The organism is Streptomyces sp. Ru73 (assembly GCF_002920575.1).
In the GTDB taxonomy this organism is placed as follows: Bacteria; Actinomycetota; Actinomycetes; order Streptomycetales; family Streptomycetaceae; genus Streptomyces.
The window spans coordinates 14,280-35,476 of sequence record NZ_PQSQ01000072.1; the positions used below are offsets into that span (position 1 = coordinate 14,280).

The following is a 21,197-nucleotide window of genomic DNA, read 5'->3' on the forward strand; positions in this document are numbered from 1 at the left end:
GGCTCTGGCCCACTTCTCGCTCCGCGGGCTCTGGTCCACTTCTTGTGGTCCGGTGACGCTCGGTTACGCCAACGGGACTCGTTCGCGGCAGGGAACGCTGGCGCGCCCTGCCGTGGCCGGCATGCTTCCTGGTCCGGCAGGAGCCGTCGTCACCGCTGGGCTGTTCGGAACAGTCCGCAGATGCTGCGGTTCGGCGCGCGCCCGTCGCGAAGGTCTCGGGCCCGCCGCGCTGAGCGTCGCGTGGTCCGCGAGAGCGGGCAACGATAGCGCAGAAGACGTGTCGTCATACCCACATCCTGGAATCCAGGGTGGAGTTGTACGGTCCGGGAGGATACTGCTTCCGTGGCGCATTGGGAGTGGGCCAGGGGCAGTATGCGGCATGAGCCCACCGGTTTCATCGGCCGAGCGGCGGAGCTCGCCGGAGTCGCGAGGGCCGTTGCGCTGGCGCGGGTCATCACGCTGACGGGGCCCGGTGGAGTGGGCAAGACCCGTATTGCCCTGCGGGCCGCACAGCAGCTGAGCGTCGACTTTCCCGACGGTGTCAGCATCGCCGAACTCAGTGGTCTGCGGGATGCGGAATTCCTGCCGCACACCGTGGCCTCCGCTGCGGGCCTGCCCGAGATTGCGGCACAGTCGGCGATGGACCGGGTCATCGAGTACTTCGCGGACAAGCGAGCGCTGCTGGTGCTCGACACCTGCGAGCACCTCGTGGACGCCGTGGCCATGTTCGCCGACATCCTCGTCCACAGTTCCGCCCGGCTGGTCCTGCTGCTGACCAGCAGACAGCCGGTGGCGCTGGCCGGCGAGTACGTGCTGCCGGTACCGCCCCTGCCCGAGCCGGATGCGGAGGCGGCGGAGAGCACCAACGACGCCGTGGCGCTGTTCGCCGCCCGGGCCAGGGCCGCCTGCCCCTCCTTCGTCTTCAGCGACGACAATCGCGCCGAGGTCATCGCGGTATGCCGCCGCGTCGACTGCATGCCGCTGGCCATCGAACTCGCTGCCGTACGGCTGCGCACGCTCTCCCTGGAACAGATCCTGCGCCGCCTCGACGACCGCTTCCAGCTGCTGACCGGCGTACGGTCCGCGCACGCCCGCCACCAGACGCTGCGCGCCACCATCGAGTGGAGCCACGATCTGTGCTCGCCGCACGAACAGGAACTGTGGGCACGGCTGTCGGTCTTCGCGGGCGGTTTCACGCTGGCGGCGGTGGAGGAGGTCTGCTCCGACGACGGGCTGGACGATGTCGATGTGATCGACGTACTCCTCGCCCTGGTGGACAAGTCGGTGGTGCAGCGCACCGACGGCGTCGAGGAGGACCGTTACCGGATGCTCGACACGCTCCGGGAGTACGGTGCCGAGCGGCTGGCGCGGAGCGGCCGCACCGCCCATTACGCGCGGCGCCACCTGGATTTCTTCCTGCGGATGGCCACCCGCGCCGGCCAGGAGTGGATGGGCGACGACCAGGTCAGGTGGGGGGAGCGGCTCGCCGCCGACCTCGACAACTTCCGGGTGGCCATGGACTGCGCCGTCGCACACCCGGGGGACGAGGCGGCACTGCGGCTGGTGAACGGCCTGTGGGGGCTGTGGCTGGGAAAGAGCAGGCTGACGGAGGCCCGGCGCTGGACGGACAAGGCCCTCGCGACTGAGGAGGAGGCGACGGCCGAGCACGGCAGGGCACTCTGGCACGGGTGCCTGTACGGACTGCTGCAGGCAGACCCGGCGGTCCGCGAACTGGTCCGCCGCTGCCGGGCGGTCGCCGAGCGACTGGACGACGACTTCCTACGGGCGCGCTCCACGATCGCGGAGGCGATCGATACGGCCCTGTGGGGAGACACGGACCAGGCGCTTGCGCTGTATGCACAGGCGAGAGAGCAGCTCGCGGCGACCGGCGACCAGTTTCTGCTGGCCGCCACCCGCACCGACACCGCGGCGATCCACGCCGCGCACGGCGATCCCGTCCGGGCTCTGCAGGAGGTGGAGCACGGGCTGCGCTCCTTGGAACGCAGCCCGCAGGAGCGCTGGGTGCGGAACTACCTGCTGATCATGAAGGTGCTGTGCCTGTGGGCAGCGGGCGATCTGGACGGCAGCCGCGAACAAGGCCAATCCGTACTGCCCTCCATCGTCGAGCAGGGAGAGACGATGGGGATCGCCGCCGTGACGGAATACCTGTCCTGGGTGGCCTGCAAGAAAGAGGAGCACGAACTGGCCACGCTGCTGCTGGGCGGTGCGGGGGCCCTGTGGCGCAAGGTCGGCACACTGCTGTGGGGAGAACCCGGCCTGACGCACCTGCACAACGACATCGAGGGCACGCTGATGCTCAGCCTGGGCGCCGAGCACTTCACCGAGGTGTACGCGCAGGGGGCACGACTCCCCACCGAGGAACTGGTGGACGTGGCCTGTGGACGCACCCGCGGCCCCGGATCGCTCCGGGCCACCGAGGACGGCAGCCCTCTCGGCCCTCTCACAGCTCGTGAGCGGCAGGTCGCCCGCCTCATCGCCGAGGGCCTCGCCAACCGCCAGATCGCCGAGCGGTTGGTCATCTCCAAGCGCACGGCCGACACCCACGTCGAGCACATCCTGTCCAAGCTCGGCTTCAGCTCCCGCAACCAGGTCGCGGCGATGGTCGCGGGCCTGAAGGAGAAATGACCAGCACCTCCTCACGGCGCAGAGACCACCGTGCCGGTGCCGGGCCGGGAGGCCGGAGCCACACCGCGGACGCGACCACAACAGGTGGACCAAAGCCTCTCCGAGGATGTCGTTTCGAGGTGGGTTCGGAGTCACTCGCGATGCTTTTCATGATCAATGTCGATGAGTTTTGGTTTCACTCGGCAGTCTGCTCGTGCGGCCGGGCGGGGCAGCCCCGGCCTCACAGACGCCGTACGGCTCCCCCGGCGCTGCCGGGGTCGGCGAGAGGCACGTTGTCGGCGATGGTGTTGCCTTCGTAGTTGGCGCGGTAGCCGCGCAGCAGTGTGCGGGGTCGAGGAGACCGGGGCGGCTGTCGCATGTGGCGCGGCTCGGTCCCTTGGCGCGATCACCTGGGCAACTGCACCTCTGTGTTTCGGTGATACCCCACCGCCCCACCGCCAGCCCCTGAGTGACGTCAAACAAACCGACATCGGAAAGCCGGTCAGAAGGCGACTCCCACAGCCACCTCAAGACGACTCCCGCACAGAGATACAAAGCCAGGGTGGCTTTCTTCACGTGAAGCAGCAGCGATGGGGCAGGGGTGGAGCAGAGCAGCTGGCGGCCTTGAGTGCTGCGGATGTTCACCAGCGATGACCTCACCGGGCGGTGACGGCTCTTCGGCCACGCGGCTGTTGCGATCGGATCGGTGGTCGGTACGGGAGGGAGTTGCAGGCCCCAGGTGGTATCGGCGGCCGGGGCGAGGGGCGAGCAGAGCTCTGTGATCAGTTGGCCGGAGTGGACGAGGAAAACTGTGGGGGTACGCCGGAAGAGCTGAGGGCGTAGGCGATGCCGGTGTCGGGGGCGGCGTGATGGCCGGCGTCGAACGCGCTCTGGTAGGCGTCGTTCCCGAGAAGACGGCGGGCCTGGGCCTCGCACTTCTCGCGGGCGGCCACGAGTTCGGGCTGGCCCACCTGCGGCACACCGAGGGTGTGCCAGATCTGCTCGGCGCTGCCCAGGAGCCAGGCAGCCCGCTCGGCGTGCCCGGAGGCGACGGCCACGGAGGCCAGCAGGTCCACGACCAAGGCGATGCCGAGGCTGTCGTGCAGGCGACGCTTGCCCTCCAGGGCGGTGCGGGCATGGTCCGCAGCCTCCTCCGTGCGCCCCAGCCCGAGCGCGGCGAGGGCACGCATGTAGTGGGCCCAGGCGTGGGCCCAGGTCTCGCCGCACCGGGCGCACTCGGCACGCAGGTCATCGGCGACGGCCGCGGCATCGGCGAACTGCCCCAGGTGGACGTGAGCGAAGGCCCGGATGGTGCGTGCCAGGAACCAGCCCGCCCGGTAGCGCCCGCCGGCAGGCCGGGGCCCGGGTGCCGCGTCCAGCACTTCGGCCGTCTGTGTCATCCGGCCGTGCATCGTGAAGTCGGCGCCCTCCAGATAGGCGGCGGCGTACGGTGCGGACTCATCAATCTCCCCGGCCACGGCCGTTCGGAAGGTGCCGGCGACGCGGCCGAGGGTCTCGGCGTCCCCCTGGACGATGGCGATGAGGCCGGAGGCCCACAGGGCCTTGGCCCGGGCCGGCCCGGCCGCAGGGGCCAAGGCCAGGGCCCGGTCCAGATAGTGACGGCCCTCCTTGGAGAAACCGCAGGCGAACCAGAGGAACCACAGCTCCCCGCCCATCTCCAGTGCAGCGTGTCCGTCCTCTTCGGCGAGGCAGAAATCGAGCGCGGCGCGGAGGTTGGCGTGCTCGGTGACGGTCCGCTGGTGCCAGGCAATCTGGTCCGGCCCCATCCACGCGGCATCCGCCCGGTGGGCCAGAGCCCGGTAGTGGTCCCGGTGCCGGCGGCACAGCTCGTCCTCCTCGCCCAGGTTGCAAAGCCAGCCGGCACCGTATTCGCGGAGGGTGTCCAGCATGCGGTACCGCTCCCCGCCGCCGGTGGGCCACCAGGTCAGGATCGACGTGTCGACCAGCGCCGTCAGCAGGGCGGGGATGCGCTCGGCAGCCAAAGCCGCGTCCGCGCACACCAGCCGGGCCGCCTCGGCGTCGAAGGACCCGGCGAAGACCGACAGCCGGGCCCACAGCAGCCGCTCGGCCGGGCTGCACAGCTGGTGACTCCAGCCGATCGCGGTCCGCAGGGCCTGATGCCACGGAGGCCCCTCCCCGCTCTGGCGGCCCCTCCCGGCCGAAGGCTGGGGCAGAAGCCGAGAGCTTGAGGGAGGCTCGGCCCCGTCGACCGCCTCGTCGGTCTCCCCCAGGACGGCGAACCGGTCGTCCAGCCGCTCGGTCAACTCCCCCACCGACAGCTCACCCAGCCGGGCCGCGGCCAGCTCGATGGCCAGCGGCAGGCCCTCCAGACGACGGCTCAGCCGGACCAGCTCGGCCCGGCCCGCCTCGGAGACCGTGAAGCCGGGGACGCTCTGGGCGGCGCGTTCGGCCAGCAGCACCACCGCATCCGCCTGCGCGGCCGCCGGATCGTCGGTCTCCGGGACCGGCAGCGGCTCGACCGTGATCACCTCCTCGCCGGGGGCGTCCAGGGGCCGGCGGCTGGTGGCCAGGATCCGCAGGCCCGGCGCGGCCCGTGCCAGCGCCTGGACGGTCAGAGCGCAGGCGTCGGCCAGGTGCTCGCAGGTGTCCAGAACCAGCAGCAGCTCCCGGTCCGCCAGGTAGTCGGCCAGTACATCGATCATCGGACGGGTGGTCTGGTCGGCCAACGGCAGCGCCTCGGCGAGGGTGTGCGCCAGCAGCTCGCCCTGACGCAGCGGTGAGAGTTCCACCAGCCACGCCCCGTCCCGGAAACGGGGTTGCATCGCGCGGGCGGCCTCCAGGGCGAGCCGGGTCTTGCCCACCCCGCCAACGCCTGTGAGAGTCACCAGCTGCGCCGTCCCCGCGAACAGCCGCAGGATTCCCCTCAGCTCCGTACGGCGGCCCACCATTCTCGTCTTCGCTGCCGGCAGGTTGCCCACCCGCTGCTGGTCACCGGTCACGCGCGCCCTTCCCGACCTCTGTGCACACCGCCCGCGCGGTCCACGCGCACAGTGTGCCGCCCCTTGCCACGCCGCATGCCGGCCGGAGAGAAAGTGATCGATGGCGACGAAAGGGCAACCGCGCCCGCACGGGAATGACAAGACCTGTGCGTGTTCTCACGCAGCGTCGGACCGCCCTCACCTCAAAACCGGTACGCGACCATCACCGCCACGGCCACTGTCATCGTGAGCAGTGCGAACGTGAGCAGCGCGGTGCGCAGCCGGGTCTCCCAGGGGGCGTGGGGGCTCCATGGCCGGTCTCGTGGCACCTCGGGACCGGCCAACGGCCCGCACGGTATCTCGGTACCGGTGACAGGTAGAGCCCGCGAGACGAACAGCGGGCCCGCCTCACCCCGCCGCTCAGACAGGTGCTGGGGTCTCGCCCGCTTCCTTGTCGGCGCCTCTTGTCCGGCAGGCCGGCTCGTGTGGGGCCGCTTCGGTGAGCAGAGTGAACCAGACCGTTTTGCCGGTGGTGGTGGGGCGGGTGCCCCAGGCATCAGCGAGGCTGCTGACCAGGATCAACCCGCGGCCGCTCTCCTCAGTACCCGCCGCCAGGCGGGCACGGGGCCGGGGCATGCTGCGGTCGCTGATCTCCACGCCCAGTTCGCGGCTGCTGCGCCACACCCGCAGCCCGAGCGGCCCTTGCCCGTGCTGCACACCGTTGGTCAGGAGTTCGGAGGCCAGCAGCAGCGCGGTGTCGGCCAGCGCCGCCAGCCCCCAGGCGTACAAGTGCCCGCGCAGAAACCGCCGGCCGGCCGGGACGGAGAACGCCTGGCTGGGCAGTTCGGTCTGTGCGGTCTGCAGCGGCGCGGCGGGAAAGTCGACCAGGAGCAGGGTCACGTCATCGGCATAGACGGCGCTGTCCGGCAGCAGGGTGTGCAGGACGCGGTCAGCGGCTTCCTCCAGGTCACCGACGGTGGTGAAGACCTCCCCCAGCGTGCCGGCCAGCAGGTCCAGGCGGTGGTCCATGTCGCTGTGCGCGGTCTCCACCAGCCCGTCGGTGTACAGGGCCAGGGTGGCGCCGGCCCGCAACGGGATGCGCACCTGCTCGTGCGGCAGGCCGCCCACCCCCAGGGGAAGGCCGGTGGGCACCGGCAGCTGATGGACGGAGGCGTCCGGCTCGATGAGCAGGACCGGCAGGTGGCCGGCCGAGCACACCATCGCCTCGCCCAGCACGGGGTCGGCTTCCAGGTAAACGCAGGTGACGAACTGCTCGGGCAGGTCGTGGGTGAACGCGTCCAGGGCCCGCATCAGCTCCCACGGCGGCAAGCCCGCCAGGGCCAGAGCGCGGGCCGCCGAGCGCAGTTGGCCCATCACCACGGCCGCGTCCAGACCGCGCCCCATCACGTCCCCGACGAAGATCCCTACCCGCCCGGCCCCCAAATCGATCAGGTCCAGCCAGTCCCCGCCCACTCCCTGCCCTTGCGTGGAAGGAAGGTAACGGCTGGCCGCCCGGGCTCCCGGGATCTGCTTCGAGGCGCCCATGAGGTGCAGGGCCAGGGAGATGTGCCGCTGCTGCGCGTGCAGTGCGGCCAGCTCCGCCTCGGCGCGTTTGCAGTCGGTGATGTCGCGCATGAGGGAGCAGGCGGAGGTGACGCTGCCGTCCCGGTTACGGATCGGCCACAACGACACGTCGATGTCCAGCACTTTGCCCGCGCACGTCACCCGCTGCGTTTCATAGTGCTCGATCCACTCGCCGCGGGCGATGCGCTCCAGCAGGCAGTCTTCCTCCTCCTTCAGGCCGGGAGGTACCAGCATCCCCACATGGCGGCCGACCGCCTCGGCGGGGCTGTAGCCGAACAGCCGCTCCGCCGCCGCGTTCCAGAAGGTGATCTCCCCATCGACTCGCTTGATCAAAATCGCGTCCTGGGAGGACTCCACCAGCTCACGAAACACATCCTGTTGGCCTCCGACGCCCCGCACCGGAGAGCGCCCCTGCCGCACCATGCCTGCTGCCATGAAGCGCATTGCAGCACATCACATGCTGAATCAACCGACTTGCCCACTATTTGCTTCTCCAGAGCCAAAAGCAGCCATCAACAGAAACATCATGAACCTCCCATGACCAGTTGAGGCCATCTGTGCCCGGCCAGCCACACATCACAAGAGCCACTGCCACCTCTGGAACCCCTGGCGCCCCTGGCGCCCTGGCGCCCCATCGAACAATGGCGGTTGTGCGGGAGCACCGCCCCCCAGCGTCCCGCTCGAGGCGGCCCGCGTCGCCATGGGTGAACGCCGAGAACGTTCGCGAGTCGGGCGATGCATGGACTGGCCGAGGTGTACCGCGGAGACGCTGACGCCCATCGCGGGATGGGCCTCCACGGTGTGATCGAGTTCGGCAACAGGTGGGCTCTCTGCGCTGGCGTGCGCTGGCCCCGGAATGCGCCATCTCCGGAACAAGCGCACTCCGCCAGCACCGCTGAGCACGCTCGGCAGCTGCCCCACCTGCGCTGGCAGCGCCCCCGCCGACTCTTCCACGTAAGCCACCCCGCCCGTCGGCCACCGGCCGACGTCCTGACCTGCCCAAGCCCTCGTGGCTGTTTTCGCAGGTCAGAAGCCCTCGCCACACTGCGGGTCAGCGGACCGGGTCAGCACCACCCCGTCGACGGCCCCCGACGTCGGCCCGGCTACCGACCAGCGCCCGCCCGTCATGCGTTGCGGGTCGGCAGGAAGTCCGCACCCTCGGAACGCCCCCTGAAACGCATCCCCGAAGCACCCCCCGAAACGCACCCCCAATTCGTCGGCGGGATTCCCGAAGCCGAGCCGAGCCCGTGTGCTGGTCGGGCACCTCGCACCGCTAAACGTGACCCATATCACGTTACCGGCGGTATCTGGAACAGCGTGTCGCAGGTACATTGCGGGAACGCAACAGCTGTGGAACCACGCGTAAACAGTCGTCAGTGTCCCGAGCGGCGGCGGCCCCGCATCTGACTCGATCAGGGCCCCGCCAGCGAGAGTGAGGACCTCCACCCATGGAGCAGCAGCACGTCGACGTCCTGGTCATCGGCGCCGGCATATCCGGCATCAGCGCCGCGTCCCGCGTCCTGCGCGACGAGCCCGGCGCGTCGCTCGTCGTGCTCGAGCGCCGCGCCCGGGTCGGCGGCACCTGGGACCTCTTCCGGTACCCCGGGATCCGCTCCGATTCCGACATGCCCACCTTCGGCTTCGGCTTCCGCCCCTGGCGCGACGCGCGCATCCTCGCGGACGGCGCGCAGATCCGGCAGTACGTCGAGGACGCCGCCGCCGACCGTGGCGTGCTGGAACGCATCCGCTTCGGCCGCCGAGCGATCAGCGCCGACTTCTCGCACAGCACCGGCCGGTGGGCGGTGGAGGTCGAGGACGAGGCCACCGGCGAGCGCGAGTCGTACAGTGCCGGCTATCTCATCGGCGCGACCGGCTACTACGACTACGACCGGCCGTACCGCCCGCGGTTCCCCGGCGAGGAGGACTTCCAGGGCACCCTGGTCCACCCGCAGCACTGGCCGGAGGACCTCGACTACAAGGACAAGCGCGTGGTCGTCATCGGCTCCGGCGCCACCGCCATCACGCTGCTGCCCGCGATGGCCGACGAGGCCGCCAGCGTCACGATGTTGCAGCGCTCGCCCACCTACGTCCTCACCCTGCCCAAGGTCGACCCGCTCACCTCCGTGCTGCAGAAGGTGCACGCCCCGGCCCGGCTCACGTACAAGATTGTCCGGGCCCGCAACATCGCGCTGCAGCGCGGAAGTTACGCCTTCTGCCGCAGGTACCCGCGCCTCGCCCGCAAGGCGCTGCTCGGCCTCGTACGGGTGCAGGCCGGCAAGGGCGTCGACATGCGCCACTTCAGCCCGCACTACAAGCCCTGGGACCAGCGCCTTTGCGTGGTCCCCGGCGGCGACCTGTTCAAGGCGCTCAAGAGCGGCAAGGCAGCCATCGCCACCGACCACATCGACACCTTCACCGCCGACGGCATCCGCCTGAAGTCCGGCGAGGAGCTGAAGGCCGACATCGTCGTCACCGCCACCGGCCTGAGCGTCCGCCTCATGGGCGGCATGGACCTCTCCGTCGACGGCCGCCCCGTGGACGTCAAGAACCGCGTCCTCTACAAGGCCGTCATGCTCGAGGGTGTCCCCAACATGTCGCTCGTCATCGGGTACACCAACGCCTCCTGGACCCTCAAGGCGGACCTCGCGGCCGACTACACGGCCCGCCTGCTGGCCCACATGCGCCGCAACGGCCACGACATCGCCACCCCGGTGGCCTCCGACGGCGACCGCTCCGAGTTCTCCGTCATGGGCGAGGCACTGACGTCCGGCTACATCGCCCGGGCCAACGAGGTCATGCCGCGCCAGGGCACCCGCGACCCGTGGCGGCTGTGGAACAACTACTACCGCGACCGCGCCATGCTCCAGGACGCCCCCATCGAGGACGAGCCGCTGCGCTTCGAGAAGGCAACCGGAACGGCCGCAGCAGCCGCAGCGGCCGCTGGCGCCGAAACCCCGGAAACGACTCGCGCGGCCTGACGGACCGGTGTCTCCGGCCGGCGGGCCGGGGCACACCGGCAGCCGCACGGATTCCTCCGCGCACCCCCGCCTCCCGCCTCTCCCCCAAAAAATCGAGGACGAAGATGTCTGCGAACCTGACCCGGAAGGTGTACGACGAGCGCCTGCGGACCTTGTCCGAGGGCTCCGTCAACGTCAACTTCAACGCCTTCATCGACATCAAGTGGGACGACCCCGAGTTCGCCGTGGACACCAGCGATCCGCGCTGGGTGCTGACCTCGGCGGACGCCCTGGGCGCCCATCCCTGGTACCAGGAGCAGCCGCTCGAGACGCAGATCCGGATCGGGATCTGGCGCTGGGCGGTCATCGCCAAGGTGGGCATGCAGTTCGAGAACCTGCTGATGCGCGGAGCGCTGGACTACATCTACCAACTGGGCAATCAGAACCCGGAGTTCAGGTATCTCACCCACGAGATCACCGAAGAGACCCACCACACCCAGATGTTCCAGGAGCTGGTCAACCGCACCGGCGTGAACACCGCGGGCGGCAAGCGCTGGTTCCGTCAGCTCAGCCGCGTACTGCCGCTGTTCGGCTCGCTCTACCCCGAGGCGTTCTTCACCGGCATCCTGGCCGGTGAGGAGCCCATCGACCACCTGCAGAAGGGGGCGCTGCGCAGCGGTGAGCCGGTGCATCCGCTCCCGCAGCGGATCATGCAGATCCACATCGCCGAAGAGGCCCGGCACATCTCCTTCGCGCACGAGTTCCTGCGGCTGCGCGTCCCGAACTACGGCAAGGCCCGCCGCGGCGCCCTGTCCGTTCTCTTCCCGGTGATCATGCGCGTGCTGTGCGACGTCATCATGATCCCCGACCGGAAGTCCGCAGCGGAGGTCGGCATCCCGGCCTGGGTGATCAAGGACGTCTTCTGGAAGTCCGAGGCCGGCGAGAAGATGCTCCGCAACCTCTTCTCCGACGTGCGGATGCTGGCCGAGGACATCGGCCTGATGAACAAGGTGTCCCGCTCGGTGTGGCGGGCCCTGCGCATCGACGGCCGCCCCGCGCGCTTCCGCGGCGAGCCCGCCGTGCATGCCGACTGAGCGCCCGCGCGCCGCGTACCCCTTGCACTGAATCCGAACGGAGACCCGCCCGCCGTGCCGTACGTCGTCACCCGATCCTGCTGCGCCGACGCCTCCTGCGTGCTGGCCTGCCCGGTCAACTGCATCCACCCCGCACCGGGGGAGCCCGGCTTCGGGACCGCCGAGATGCTGTACGTAGACCCGCGCACCTGCGTGGACTGCGGCGCCTGCACGACCGCCTGCCCGGTGGACGCGCTCAAGCCCCACACGGCGCTCGGCGAGGGGGAACTGCCCTTCCTCGAGCTGAACGCCTCGTACTACAAGGAGAATCCGCACGACGATCGTGCGCCGATGTACGTGCTGCCCAAGCAACGCGGTCTCCCGGCAGGCGAGTTGAGCGTCGCCGTCGTCGGCGCCGGTCCGGCCGGGCTGTTCGCGGCCGACGAGCTGCTGCGCCACCCCGGCGTGCGCGTCACCGTCTACGACCGGCTCCCGACCCCGTACGGACTCGCGCGGGCCGGCGTCGCGCCGGACCACCAGGACACCAAGCAGGTCACCGACCTGTTCCGGGCCATCGAGTCCCAGCCCGGTTTCCGTTACCGCCTGGGGGTCGAGGTGGGCGCGGACCTCACCCACGCCGACCTGCTGCGCGAGCACCACGCCGTGATCTACGCGGTCGGCGCGGCGACCGACAAGCGCCTCGGCATCGAGGGCGAGGACCTGCCCGGCAGCGTCTCCGCGACGGACTTCGTCGCCTGGTACAACGGCCACCCCGACCGCGCGCTCGACACGTACTCCCTCGACACCGAGCGCGCCGTCGTCATCGGGAACGGCAACGTGGCCCTCGACGTCGCGCGCATCCTGACCGCCGACCCCGAAGCCCTGGCCCGCACCGACATCTCCGACCGCGCGCTCGCCGCCCTCCGCGCGAGCAAGGTCCGCGAGGTGGTCCTGCTCGGCCGCCGCGGCCCCGCCCAGGCGGCGTTCACGGTGCCCGAACTCCTGGCGCTCTCCGCGCTGAAGGACGTGGACGTCACGGTGGAGGGCTGGCCCGAGGGACTGGACCCGGACGCCACCGAGAAGACCCGTCTGCTGTCCGGCCTGGCGGCCCGTGAACCGGTGGCGGGCCGGCGCCGCATCGTGCTGCGCTTCCTGACCAGCCCGGTCCGCCTCACGGGCGAAGGCTCGGTCGACGCCCTGGAGATCACGCCCACGACCCTGCACACCGATGAGAGCGGCACGGTCCGCGCACGGCCCACGGGTGACACGGAGAGGCTGGAGACCGGCCTGGTCCTCCGCTCGGTCGGCTACCGGGCACGACCGGTCCCCGGCCTGCCCTTCGACGAGGCCGGCGGTACCGTCCCGCACGAGAACGGCCGGGTCGAGCCCGGTGTCTACGTCGCCGGCTGGATCAAGCGCGGCCCGACCGGCTTCATCGGCACCAACAAGACGTGTGCCCACGAGACGGTCGAATCCCTCCTGGACGACTTCGCCGGCGGCCGCCTCACCCAGCCGGCCGCCGACGCCCGCACTGGCGTGGCGGTGGATGCGCTGGGTCTGGACGCCTGGCGCGCGATCGACCGCGCGGAGCGAGCGGCGGGCGAGGCGGAGGGCCGCCCGCGGGTGAAGTTCACGGACACGGAGTCCCTGCGCCGCGCGGCGAACGGCGCTGCGGCGGCATGCGGTTGACGTAGGGGCCATGGGGCCGAGCGACCGGCTGCCGGGGTGAGCGGGTAACCCCGGGCCGGTGCTCAGTGCCGGCGGCTCGTCCCCCTGACAGCGCACACGTCAAGCCCCTTCCAGCTCCGACACCTTCTGCTGCGGGGACAGCTCGATCCCCAGATCCCGCAGCGTCGCGTCCAGCACCGCCCACACCGAGCGGCACAGCATCGCCCGCAACTCTTCTTTGGACACCTCGCGTTGGGGATCGCGCACCCACTGGTTCACGGAGGTGTCCACGAACCCCACGATCCCGACCGCGACGGACCGGATCGGCGCGTCCTGCACCCCGAGCGCCTTCAGTACGTCCCCGAACCGCTCGCTCAGCATCAGCGCGATGGCCGTCTTGGTGTCGGCCACCAACGACCCGTCCCCCATCGCGTGCTCGCCGACACCCATGTAGGCGTACAGGCGCGGGTGCTCGGCCACCCAGTCGAGGTGTGCGCCTACCACCCGTTGCACGGACTCCTCGATGGTGCCCTCGAAGGTGAGCGTGGGCTCCATCCGCCGCATGAACGACTGCACCACACGCCGCCGGATCAGCTCGTCCAGGCCCGCACGGTCCTTGAAGTGCCGGTACAGCACCGACCGCGACAGGCCCACGCGCTCCGCCAGCCGCTGCACCCGGAACGGCGCGCCTTCCTCCTCGATGAGCGCGACCGCCGCATCCACCAGCTCCATCTGGCGCTGTGCCTTGTGCTCGTCCCAGCGGGTGGAGCGTCCGTCGATCTGCGGCTCACCGCCGGTTCTCTCAGCCATCACGCCAGGATATCGACCACATGCGCACGTGAACGCACCCGGCTGCGGTGGAGTCGCTTCAGCCGTGACCCGATACGGTGGCTTTGGCTCGTACCTGACGGTGAGCGTCCAGGCCGCCGTACCGGACGGTGAGCGTCCAGGCCGCCCCGGCCAGGAGCTAGCCCCACGCCGCGAGGAGCGGTCGGGCCGTACGGCAACGTTCGGGCCGTACGGCAACGTTCGGTAGAGCCGGCATGCTCACGGCAGGGTGCCGACGGGGTGATCGTTGCTCCAGGACAGGCCGCCCAAGCCCAAGCGATGGCGAGCGTGGATGACGTCACCGTATGCCAAGCGGGCTTCTCCGTCATCGATCGGGCCGGGCACGGGGTGGCCGGGCTCGGGGTGGCCGGCCTCGTCGGTGCCCTCGGGGGCCTCGGGGTCCTCAGGGACCTCGGTGTCCTCGGGCGGGGTGCGGGCGGTGGCGGTGTCTGTCAATGCGGCGCGCCTCCGCCCGGCCAAGGCGGAGGCGCTGTCTCCTCGATGCAGGGGCCCGCACTCCTCGGTGCAAGGGCCCGCGCCGAGGAGACAGCGCCCCTGAACCGGCGATGTCGCCGGGCATCGTCAGCGTCGGCGCTCCAGGCGCCGAGACGAGCGGCGGGTACCGGCGTCCTCGGCCGGTCCGGGCTCCGGCGTCTGCGTCACCGTGGCCTGGGGCACCGGTCGCCGGTTGTGCCGGGGCGCCGCCCGCGGGGGCGTGAAGGCCACCGGCAGGGCAGCCAGGGGGCGGGAGATGAATGCCTCAATGCGGGCCAGCTCTTCGGCTTCGACGGTCAGTTCGAGGTCCTCGACGCGCTCCAGCAGGACATCGACGGCTGTCTCGGCGATGGCACGGCCGATGTCGCGCCCCGGGCACTCGTGCGGCCCGGCCGAGAACGCCAGGTGGCCCTCGTTGTGGTCCACCGGGAGTTCGAGATTCGGGCCTCGCTTGGAGGGGTCGCGGTTGGCCGCGCCGAAGTCGAGCACCACCAGGTCGCCGGCGCGGATGTGCTGCCCGCCCAGCTCGGTGTCGCCGACCGCCCAGCGCGTGGGCAGCAGTGCCAGCGGCGGGTGGTTCCACAGCACCCGGTTCAGGGCCTCGGACATCGTGATCTGGCCGCGCCGCACGTCCGCGGAGAACTTCCGGTCGGTCAGGATCTCTCCGAGCGCGCTCCCGATGAGGCCGGTGGTGGGCGTACAGCTGGTGGCCAGCGTCAGGCGCAGGTGCTGGACCACCTCCTCAAAGGTGAGCTGCTCCGGATGCCGGATCAGCAGACTGGTGAAGTCGATGACCTTCGCGTCGGAGGTACGCGCGCTCCACTTGCTGCGGGCGAGGTCTTCCATGGTGCGGACGACGAAGTCATTCGCGTCCGCGGCATTGCTCTTGCCGCTCATGCTGTCGGCCACCGCCTGCCCGAGCTTCGGTCCCATCTCCGGGGGAAGGCCGAGCAGGTGGTTCATGACCAGGACGGGCAGGGGGGCTGCGTAGTCGGCTATGAGGTCGGCCCGGCCTCGGTCCTCGAACGCGGCGAGCAGCTGCTTGGCGTAGTGCCTGATGTAGCGGCGCATGTTGTGCCGGCTCAGCTGCTCCAGGCTTTCGGCGACCGCCCGGCGCAACCGGGCGTGCTCGGCGCCGTCGGCGAAGGCCAGCAAGGGGGCCCACTGCGTCATGGGCCGCAGCGGCGAGTCGGCCGACAGCAGGTTCTCCCGGTAGACGCGGCCGACACGGGAATCGCAGACGAACTGGTGGGGGCTTCTGAGCACGTGGAGGGCCTCGTCGTAGCCGCCGACGAGCCAGGCCTCCACGTCTCCGGGCACCCGTACCCGGACCACCGGCCCGCCCTGGTTGTGCAAGGCGCGGTCGGTCACCGGGGCGGATCCGTGGATGCGGGGCGGGGCGAGGGCGTCGGATCCGGCATGAGCGGGGCAGCCCGGGGGCGGAGCGGGGTTGTCGGGGGTGTGTGAGGTGGTCACGGGGCCTCCGGAACAGCGGTGGATCGTCGGCTGGGAGCCGCGATACCTCACGCCGCTTCGGCTGACGCGGTGTGAGGTATCAGCAGGTGAACGGCCACCATACCGCCACTCGAACAGGCTGCCGTTTGCGGCACCCTGCCCTCAACTGCGCTCCGCCCGAGCCTGGTTCGGGCGGAGCGGTGGCCCTTGCGGCGTGGCGTCTGTTGGCCGGCGTACCGCGGCTCGGCGAGGGTCCCTCGCTGGGCACAGGCGCGGACTTTCAGGGGTATTTTCTGGGGTGCCTTCAGGGTGCATTCAGCAGTCCATTCAGGAGTGCTTCAGGGGTGGCGAGGCTGGACCGTCATGGGCATGCGGTCAGGGCGGGACACCGCGCTGGGGACCTGCTTCGGGGCGTGGCCCGGTTCCGCGACGAGTTTCCAGTCCCTGAGCCACGTCGCCATCGCGATGGTCGCCTCGGTGTATGCGAACGCCTCTCCGATGCATTTGTGGGCACCGGCCCCGAAGGACAAGAACGGCAGGCGGCCGCTTTGCTCCTGTCGCTCGGGCAGCCATCGATCGGGGTTGTACTGCGCCGCGTCGTCGCCGTAGAGGGCAGGGTCACGGTGCAGCGCGTAGAGACTGAAGCCGACCTCCGCTCCTTGGGGCAGCTCGACGCCGCCGATCTCGACGGGCTCGGTGGTGCGGCGCATCAAGAAGGTGACGCCGTGCAGACGGATCACCTCGTCCAGAGCCCGCCGCAGGGCAGTCAGGCGCGGGACATCGGCAATGGTCATCTCGCGGTCGCCGAGGGTCTCCTGAATCTGAGCCACTACCTGGTCCTGCACTTCGGGATGCCGGGCCAGGTACATCCACAACCAGGCCAGGATGGCCCCCGTGGTCTCCGCACCTGAGTAAAAGAGGGTGCTGGCCTCGTCCCTGATCTGCACGTCCTCCATGCCGGTCGCCAGCAGCAAGCCCAGCAGGTCATCGTGCTGGTCGGTCTGCCCGGCGCGGCGGCGATCGGAGATGATGCGCTCGATGACAGCGTTGAGTTGCGCGACCGCGGCGTCGAACTGGCGGTTGTGGCGTACCGGCAGCCGGTCCAGCAGCTTCGGAGAGGCCGCCCGCTTGAGGAGTTTGTCCAACGCGATGGGGAGGTGGCGCTGGACCAGGTCCAGCACCTCGGGTGTCACGGAGGAGAACAGGGACCGGGCGACGGTGGCGATGGCGTACTGCGCCATCTCCCGGTGCACGTCCAGTTCCTGTCCCGGTTTCCAGGCAGCGGCCTGAGCCCGCGCGTTGGCGAGCATCATGCGTGCGTAGGAGGTGGCAATACGCTGGTTGGAAAACATCGGCGTCATCAGCCGACGCGACTTCCGGTGGGTTGCATTGTCCGCGTTGGCCAACCCATTGCCGGCCAGCGCCCGCAAGCGGTCGAAGAACCGGCCCTTCTCAAAGGAACGGGCCTTTTGGACCAGCACCTGAGTGACCGTCTCGGTTGTCGTGGCGACATACACAGGTAGCGTGCCCAGCTGGATACGGACCAGGCCGGCGGACGCATGTTCTCGTAGCGACAGCAGAAATGTGAACGGGTCTCTGGCCAGTGCGGGGACATGCCCCAGGAGGGGCCATGCGCCGGGTGCCTGAGGTATCGACTGCACTCCGACAGATTGAGTTGCGGCAATCGTCACGGCATCTCCGCTCAATCTCGGCGCCGCAGGACCACCAAGTGCCATGTGTGCCATGCAGCGCAGTCCATCGCCTGTATCAGGCGCTTTGAGCAGGAGACTGCCCAGCGCGCAATTCGAACACGCCGACTTCAACAATGCTCAAATAAGGGAAACCTCACGCATACGCGGCGTCGAGACTGGGCAGACCGCGCGGCAGGAAATATCACCTACCGGGTGATTTACCTCAGGCGAGAACAGTGCCGACAGCGCGGCCTCACGTGACCGGCGCCTCCGCGTGCGGGCCAGAGGCCGGCAGGCGCGAGCAAGCGAAGCAGAGCGCCGCCCTGGACTGTCATCACCTGGTAGCCGGCCACAAACCCTGGGCCGGAAACTGGTCCAGCCCGTCTCATCATCAGCAGACGGCTGAACTCCAAGAATGCTGAAGGCGGCAGGTCAGCTCTCCACGTACCAGGTGGATCCCAGGAATTCCGGCCATCGTGCGTGCAACCGCCGCACCTGCAGGCCCACCTCAGGAGGTGGGTCGCCACGCAGGTGAGCCCCGAGGGCGAGCACGGAGTCTTCGCACAGGTGCAGCATCGCGAGGCGCTTGTCGAGTCTGGACCTGTCGTCGCCGGGCGGTGACAGCAGGACGAAGAATGCGTTGTTCTGAACTCGCTCGCGAAGCCTCTTCTCGGTGAGGCGGTGCGAGACTTGAATAATCGTTGCGACGTGGTCGTGGATGCTGCGTTTCCGCTCCTGCAGTTCCTCCGCCCGCAGTCCCTCTTCGCTGCGCCGGGCGAGCGCCTGAATGGCCAGCAGCTCGGCGAGGATCGCCTCGGTCGCGGCCTCGGCCCGCTCGCTGCGCCGGGCCTCGCGGGCCGTGCGTTCTTGGTGGCGCTGCTGGTACACCACGCCGGCGAAGGTGGCCGCGGCGCCGACCACGGCCCCGGCCAGGCCTATCGTTCCGGAGAGCACTGCTGAGTCCATGTCCGTGGTCATGCCCCGCCACGCTGTTGTTTCACCGAGCTCGGCCTGCGGAAGGGCACCGGCGGAGCGCCCGGGGCCGGCTCAGGCGTCCGTGCCCGTGGCCTTCACCTGCCCGCGCGCCGGCGCCCATGGACGTCGCACAGCACCGGCCGGCCCGGGCCCGTCGACCGGCCCAGGCCCGCCGAGCAGGGCGGCCGGCTGGTAGTCGATCCGGTCGACGAAGCCGCTCGGCGCGTGCGCCACCGCCTCGGGCATGGAGGCTTCCATGGTGGCGACCAGCTTCCCCACGACGTCGTTGGTGAGGCCATGGCGGAAGAAGGTCTGCAGGGTGTCGATCCAGTGCAGGACGTACTAGTCGACGGAGTCGTCACGCCGCAGCGAATGCGGTCCTGGTCGTCACTGGCCAGGACGATGTGCTGGCTCCAGCCGTTCCTTGGCAGGAGCCCTCTGCGTTCGTGCTGCGGTTGCGGGCGGGTCAGGCAACCCGGCCGGCGCAGAAGACACCGCTGTATCAAGCACGTCCTGCAACCGGCACTGCCTCGGACGCCGCCGTGGGATGGGGAGAGGCCGCCTCCCGGGCTGGGCCATCCCCTGTGTGGTCCAGCCCGGCGAGCGCGGCCTCGGAGGCAGCTCGCCGCCGCGAAAGAGGGCGGCCGAGCAGCCTAGGTGTACCCGGTACGGCTCGGCGTGAGTGCGCCTGGAGAAGCCGCACGTGGCGATGGTGCGGCCGGCCTAGAGGTGGCGGCGCGGCGTTCCGCCCGTGTGCGGGCTGCTGGGCAGATCGACAGCAGCCGAGCGCGAGCGCTCGTATCCCGGCTGGTCATCCGCGTTGCGTTGGAGACTCACGGTCCAGGAAGAGCCTGCGCCGCAATGCGTACAGACGGGAGTTCCACGTGGCCGACGGACACGGTCACCCCGAGCACCCGTGACGTGCTTGCAACATGCCGGGCCCGTGTGCGCCCCGAAGGGTGTCATAGTTCTAGTTCCGGTTCTTTGATGTGTGCGTTGTGGCTTCCTCGCTTCCGCGGCGGGACGGGCCGACCTCTGCCGGTCCGGTACCGGCTGGGGCTGGGGCCGGTACTTATTGCGCCACCTCACAGGCTGACAGGCGTGGAGGAACGCCTCGCCTGCCCCCGTTTCAGCTCTGTGGGGTGGCCGGGACCATCATTACCGACCTTGGCCGTCCGTACCTCGAAATGGAACGCAGCTTTCCTATTCGACGATGAGGCGTAGTAGTCTCTGGGCACCGTGTGGTGTGCGGCCCGAGCCTGATGTGCTGTCAGTCCTCGTCGCAGGCGCTCTGGATCTCGATCTTCCCCTCGCCCACGCCCTCGCCCTCGCCCTCGCCCTCGCCCTCGCCCTCGCCCCCGCCCTCGCCCTCGCCCTCGCCCTCGCCCTCGCCCTCGATCATCCAAGTGGCGTGCTGGAGCGGGCTGTTCGGGTGTGCTTCGGTCAGCACCTGGGCCCGTGTCCTGGTTCTGCTGCGTGGATCGAAGAACGGGCGCGGTTCGCTGCTGACGGCCACGTCGCCGTGCTCATGAATCAGTTTCGCGGCGTTTCGATAGGCGTGGTACAGGTTGGGGCGTTTTCTGATCTGGCGGAAAATGCTTTTCAAGCGGGGATTTCCGGTATTTCCCTCGAAGACTGCGGCGAAGTGCGCCACGGCAAGGGTGCGCCAGTGACGGTCGTACGCCTCCGGGTCGCCGGCGCCCAGGAGCCGGACGGCGTCCGGGTGAAAAAGCATGTACAGGACGCCATTTTCCAGCGGCATGACCCCGGGACGGTCCGGAATAAGGGGGCCGGGCGCGAAGAGCTCGCCGTACGCCTTGTTGTAGTACACGACATCCCATGCATCGTCGTACAGGACGGATGGGCGTTTGATGCTGTCCAGGTAGGCCCGCATGGTGGGCATGTCGGGGAGACGACGGGGGTCGACGGCTTCCTTGGGTGAAGGGATGCGCCGGGCCAATCGGAAGATGGCGGGGCGAATGTCGTCCGGCGTCTCGAGAGCGTCGACCAGTTCCTCGAGCTGCTCCCGGGGCAGGTCGGCTGCGCCGGCCATCCGCTTGGCGACCGTCTTCTCGTGGACCCCCAGGCGGCCGGCGATCGCCCGCTTGGTGATCCTCCTGGGGGCCAGCGTCTTCAGCTGCTGTTCAAGAAGGCCACTGATCAAGGCGTTCGGGTCATGTGGCACGTCTCCTTGCGGAGCCCCTCCGCCGGAAGGTGCCGGCACGGGGTACGCCCGGGGGACGAGCCGTGCACGTGCCGGCATCCCGTCCTGCCGCGAGGCCGGCTTGCGGCGCGCGACGGCGAGGGCGCGGTCGACGCGGCCCAGTTGCTCCTCGGTCAGTCCCGACAGGAAGCGCTCGATGGCACCGTCGGCGTCACCGGACTCCTCCCAGGTCTCCCGCATCCGGTCACCCGTCCGGCCCGCCTGGTCGTCAACGGGAAGGTAGCCGGCCAGCCGTCCCCCGGCGCTCACCACTGCCCCCTTGCCCCTGAGGTTTTGCACCACGGTGGCCACCGTGGTGTAGGCGTACGGGGGTTCACCGCGGCGGGCGCGAACTTCGTTCAGCCTTTCGCGCAGATCGCGGATTCGTACTGGTTCACCGGGCTCGTGCCACATGTGATCCAGAATGTCGCATTCCAGATCAGTGAGTTTCATGGCGGCAGCGTAGTAGAAGGGAATCGCGCATTCCGCCCTCCCCCGCACGGCACAGAGCGCCTCTCACCTGCACTGATACGGGATTCAACGACGTCGCGCCCGCGGCTTCCCGTCCGTACGGCAGGAACGTACAGACTCTCGTGTTCCGTTTTTGCCTGTCCGTGACGATGCCGGGCAAGCTTGATCAACAGTTCCCTGGTCGCGGCGCGCAGCGCCGCCTACAGCAAAGG

The 21,197-nt window shown here is 69.8% G+C and carries 14 protein-coding genes; 4 read left to right on the forward strand and 10 right to left on the reverse strand.

Annotated features, from left to right (window positions below):
* The first annotated feature begins 372 nt into the window (after positions 1–372).
* Positions 373–2,646, forward strand: coding sequence for a LuxR C-terminal-related transcriptional regulator (locus C3486_RS26045; RefSeq protein ID WP_103835199.1), 2,274 nt, complete (start codon positions 373–375; stop codon positions 2,644–2,646).
* Positions 2,647–2,866: 220 nt separating this feature from the next.
* On the opposite strand, the gene C3486_RS37460 is transcribed toward C3486_RS26045, so the two are convergent.
* The 3 genes from C3486_RS37460 to C3486_RS26055 all read right to left on the reverse strand — a co-directional run bounded on the left by C3486_RS37460 (position 2,867) and on the right by C3486_RS26055 (position 7,604).
* A complete protein-coding gene (locus C3486_RS37460) occupies positions 2,867–3,004 on the reverse strand; it encodes a hypothetical protein (RefSeq protein WP_181138696.1) in 138 nt (45 codons plus the stop codon).
* 403 nt (positions 3,005–3,407) lie between these two features.
* Positions 3,408–5,606, reverse strand: coding sequence for a hypothetical protein (locus tag C3486_RS26050; protein WP_103835200.1), 2,199 nt, complete (start codon positions 5,604–5,606; stop codon positions 3,408–3,410).
* 399 nt (positions 5,607–6,005) lie between these two features.
* Positions 6,006–7,604 carry a SpoIIE family protein phosphatase gene (locus C3486_RS26055; RefSeq protein WP_258052994.1) on the reverse strand — a complete coding sequence of 533 codons (1,599 nt, stop codon included), beginning with the start codon at positions 7,602–7,604 and terminating at the stop codon, positions 6,006–6,008.
* A 1,013-nt stretch (positions 7,605–8,617) separates the two neighbouring features.
* On the opposite strand from C3486_RS26055, the gene C3486_RS26060 reads away from it, so the two are divergent.
* The 3 genes from C3486_RS26060 to C3486_RS26070 all read left to right on the forward strand — a co-directional run bounded on the left by C3486_RS26060 (position 8,618) and on the right by C3486_RS26070 (position 12,888).
* A complete protein-coding gene (locus C3486_RS26060; protein WP_103835201.1) occupies positions 8,618–10,147 on the forward strand; it encodes an NAD(P)/FAD-dependent oxidoreductase in 1,530 nt (509 codons plus the stop codon).
* A 104-nt stretch (positions 10,148–10,251) separates the two neighbouring features.
* Positions 10,252–11,220: a diiron oxygenase gene (locus tag C3486_RS26065; RefSeq protein ID WP_103835202.1), complete on the forward strand. Its 969-nt coding sequence runs from the start codon at positions 10,252–10,254 to the stop codon at positions 11,218–11,220.
* A gap of 54 nt (positions 11,221–11,274) precedes the next feature.
* On the forward strand, positions 11,275–12,888 hold the full coding sequence (locus tag C3486_RS26070; protein WP_103835203.1) for an FAD-dependent oxidoreductase: 1,614 nt from the start codon (positions 11,275–11,277) through the stop codon (positions 12,886–12,888).
* 99 nt (positions 12,889–12,987) lie between these two features.
* Here C3486_RS26070 and C3486_RS26075 read toward each other — a convergent pair whose 3' ends face one another.
* From C3486_RS26075 to C3486_RS26105, 7 genes are all read right to left on the reverse strand, one after another.
* Positions 12,988–13,677 carry a TetR/AcrR family transcriptional regulator gene (locus C3486_RS26075; RefSeq protein WP_103835204.1) on the reverse strand — a complete coding sequence of 230 codons (690 nt, stop codon included), beginning with the start codon at positions 13,675–13,677 and terminating at the stop codon, positions 12,988–12,990.
* A 237-nt stretch (positions 13,678–13,914) separates the two neighbouring features.
* Positions 13,915–14,151, reverse strand: a complete 237-nt coding sequence (locus tag C3486_RS26080; RefSeq protein WP_146075061.1) for a hypothetical protein — start codon at positions 14,149–14,151, stop codon at positions 13,915–13,917.
* Between the two features lie 126 nt (positions 14,152–14,277).
* Positions 14,278–15,561, reverse strand: coding sequence for a cytochrome P450 (locus C3486_RS26085; RefSeq protein WP_103835206.1), 1,284 nt, complete (start codon positions 15,559–15,561; stop codon positions 14,278–14,280).
* 422 nt (positions 15,562–15,983) lie between these two features.
* Positions 15,984–17,306: a cytochrome P450 gene (locus C3486_RS26090; protein WP_258052995.1), complete on the reverse strand. Its 1,323-nt coding sequence runs from the start codon at positions 17,304–17,306 to the stop codon at positions 15,984–15,986.
* A 462-nt stretch (positions 17,307–17,768) separates the two neighbouring features.
* The gene (locus C3486_RS26095) at positions 17,769–18,314 is read right to left on the reverse strand and encodes a hypothetical protein (RefSeq protein WP_103835207.1); all 546 of its coding nucleotides are present in this window, start codon (positions 18,312–18,314) and stop codon (positions 17,769–17,771) included.
* Between the two features lie 69 nt (positions 18,315–18,383).
* Positions 18,384–18,590, reverse strand: coding sequence for a hypothetical protein (locus C3486_RS26100; protein WP_103835208.1), 207 nt, complete (start codon positions 18,588–18,590; stop codon positions 18,384–18,386).
* 991 nt (positions 18,591–19,581) lie between these two features.
* A complete protein-coding gene (locus C3486_RS26105; protein ID WP_146075062.1) occupies positions 19,582–20,967 on the reverse strand; it encodes a BlaI/MecI/CopY family transcriptional regulator in 1,386 nt (461 codons plus the stop codon).
* Positions 20,968–21,197: the final 230 nt, after the last annotated feature.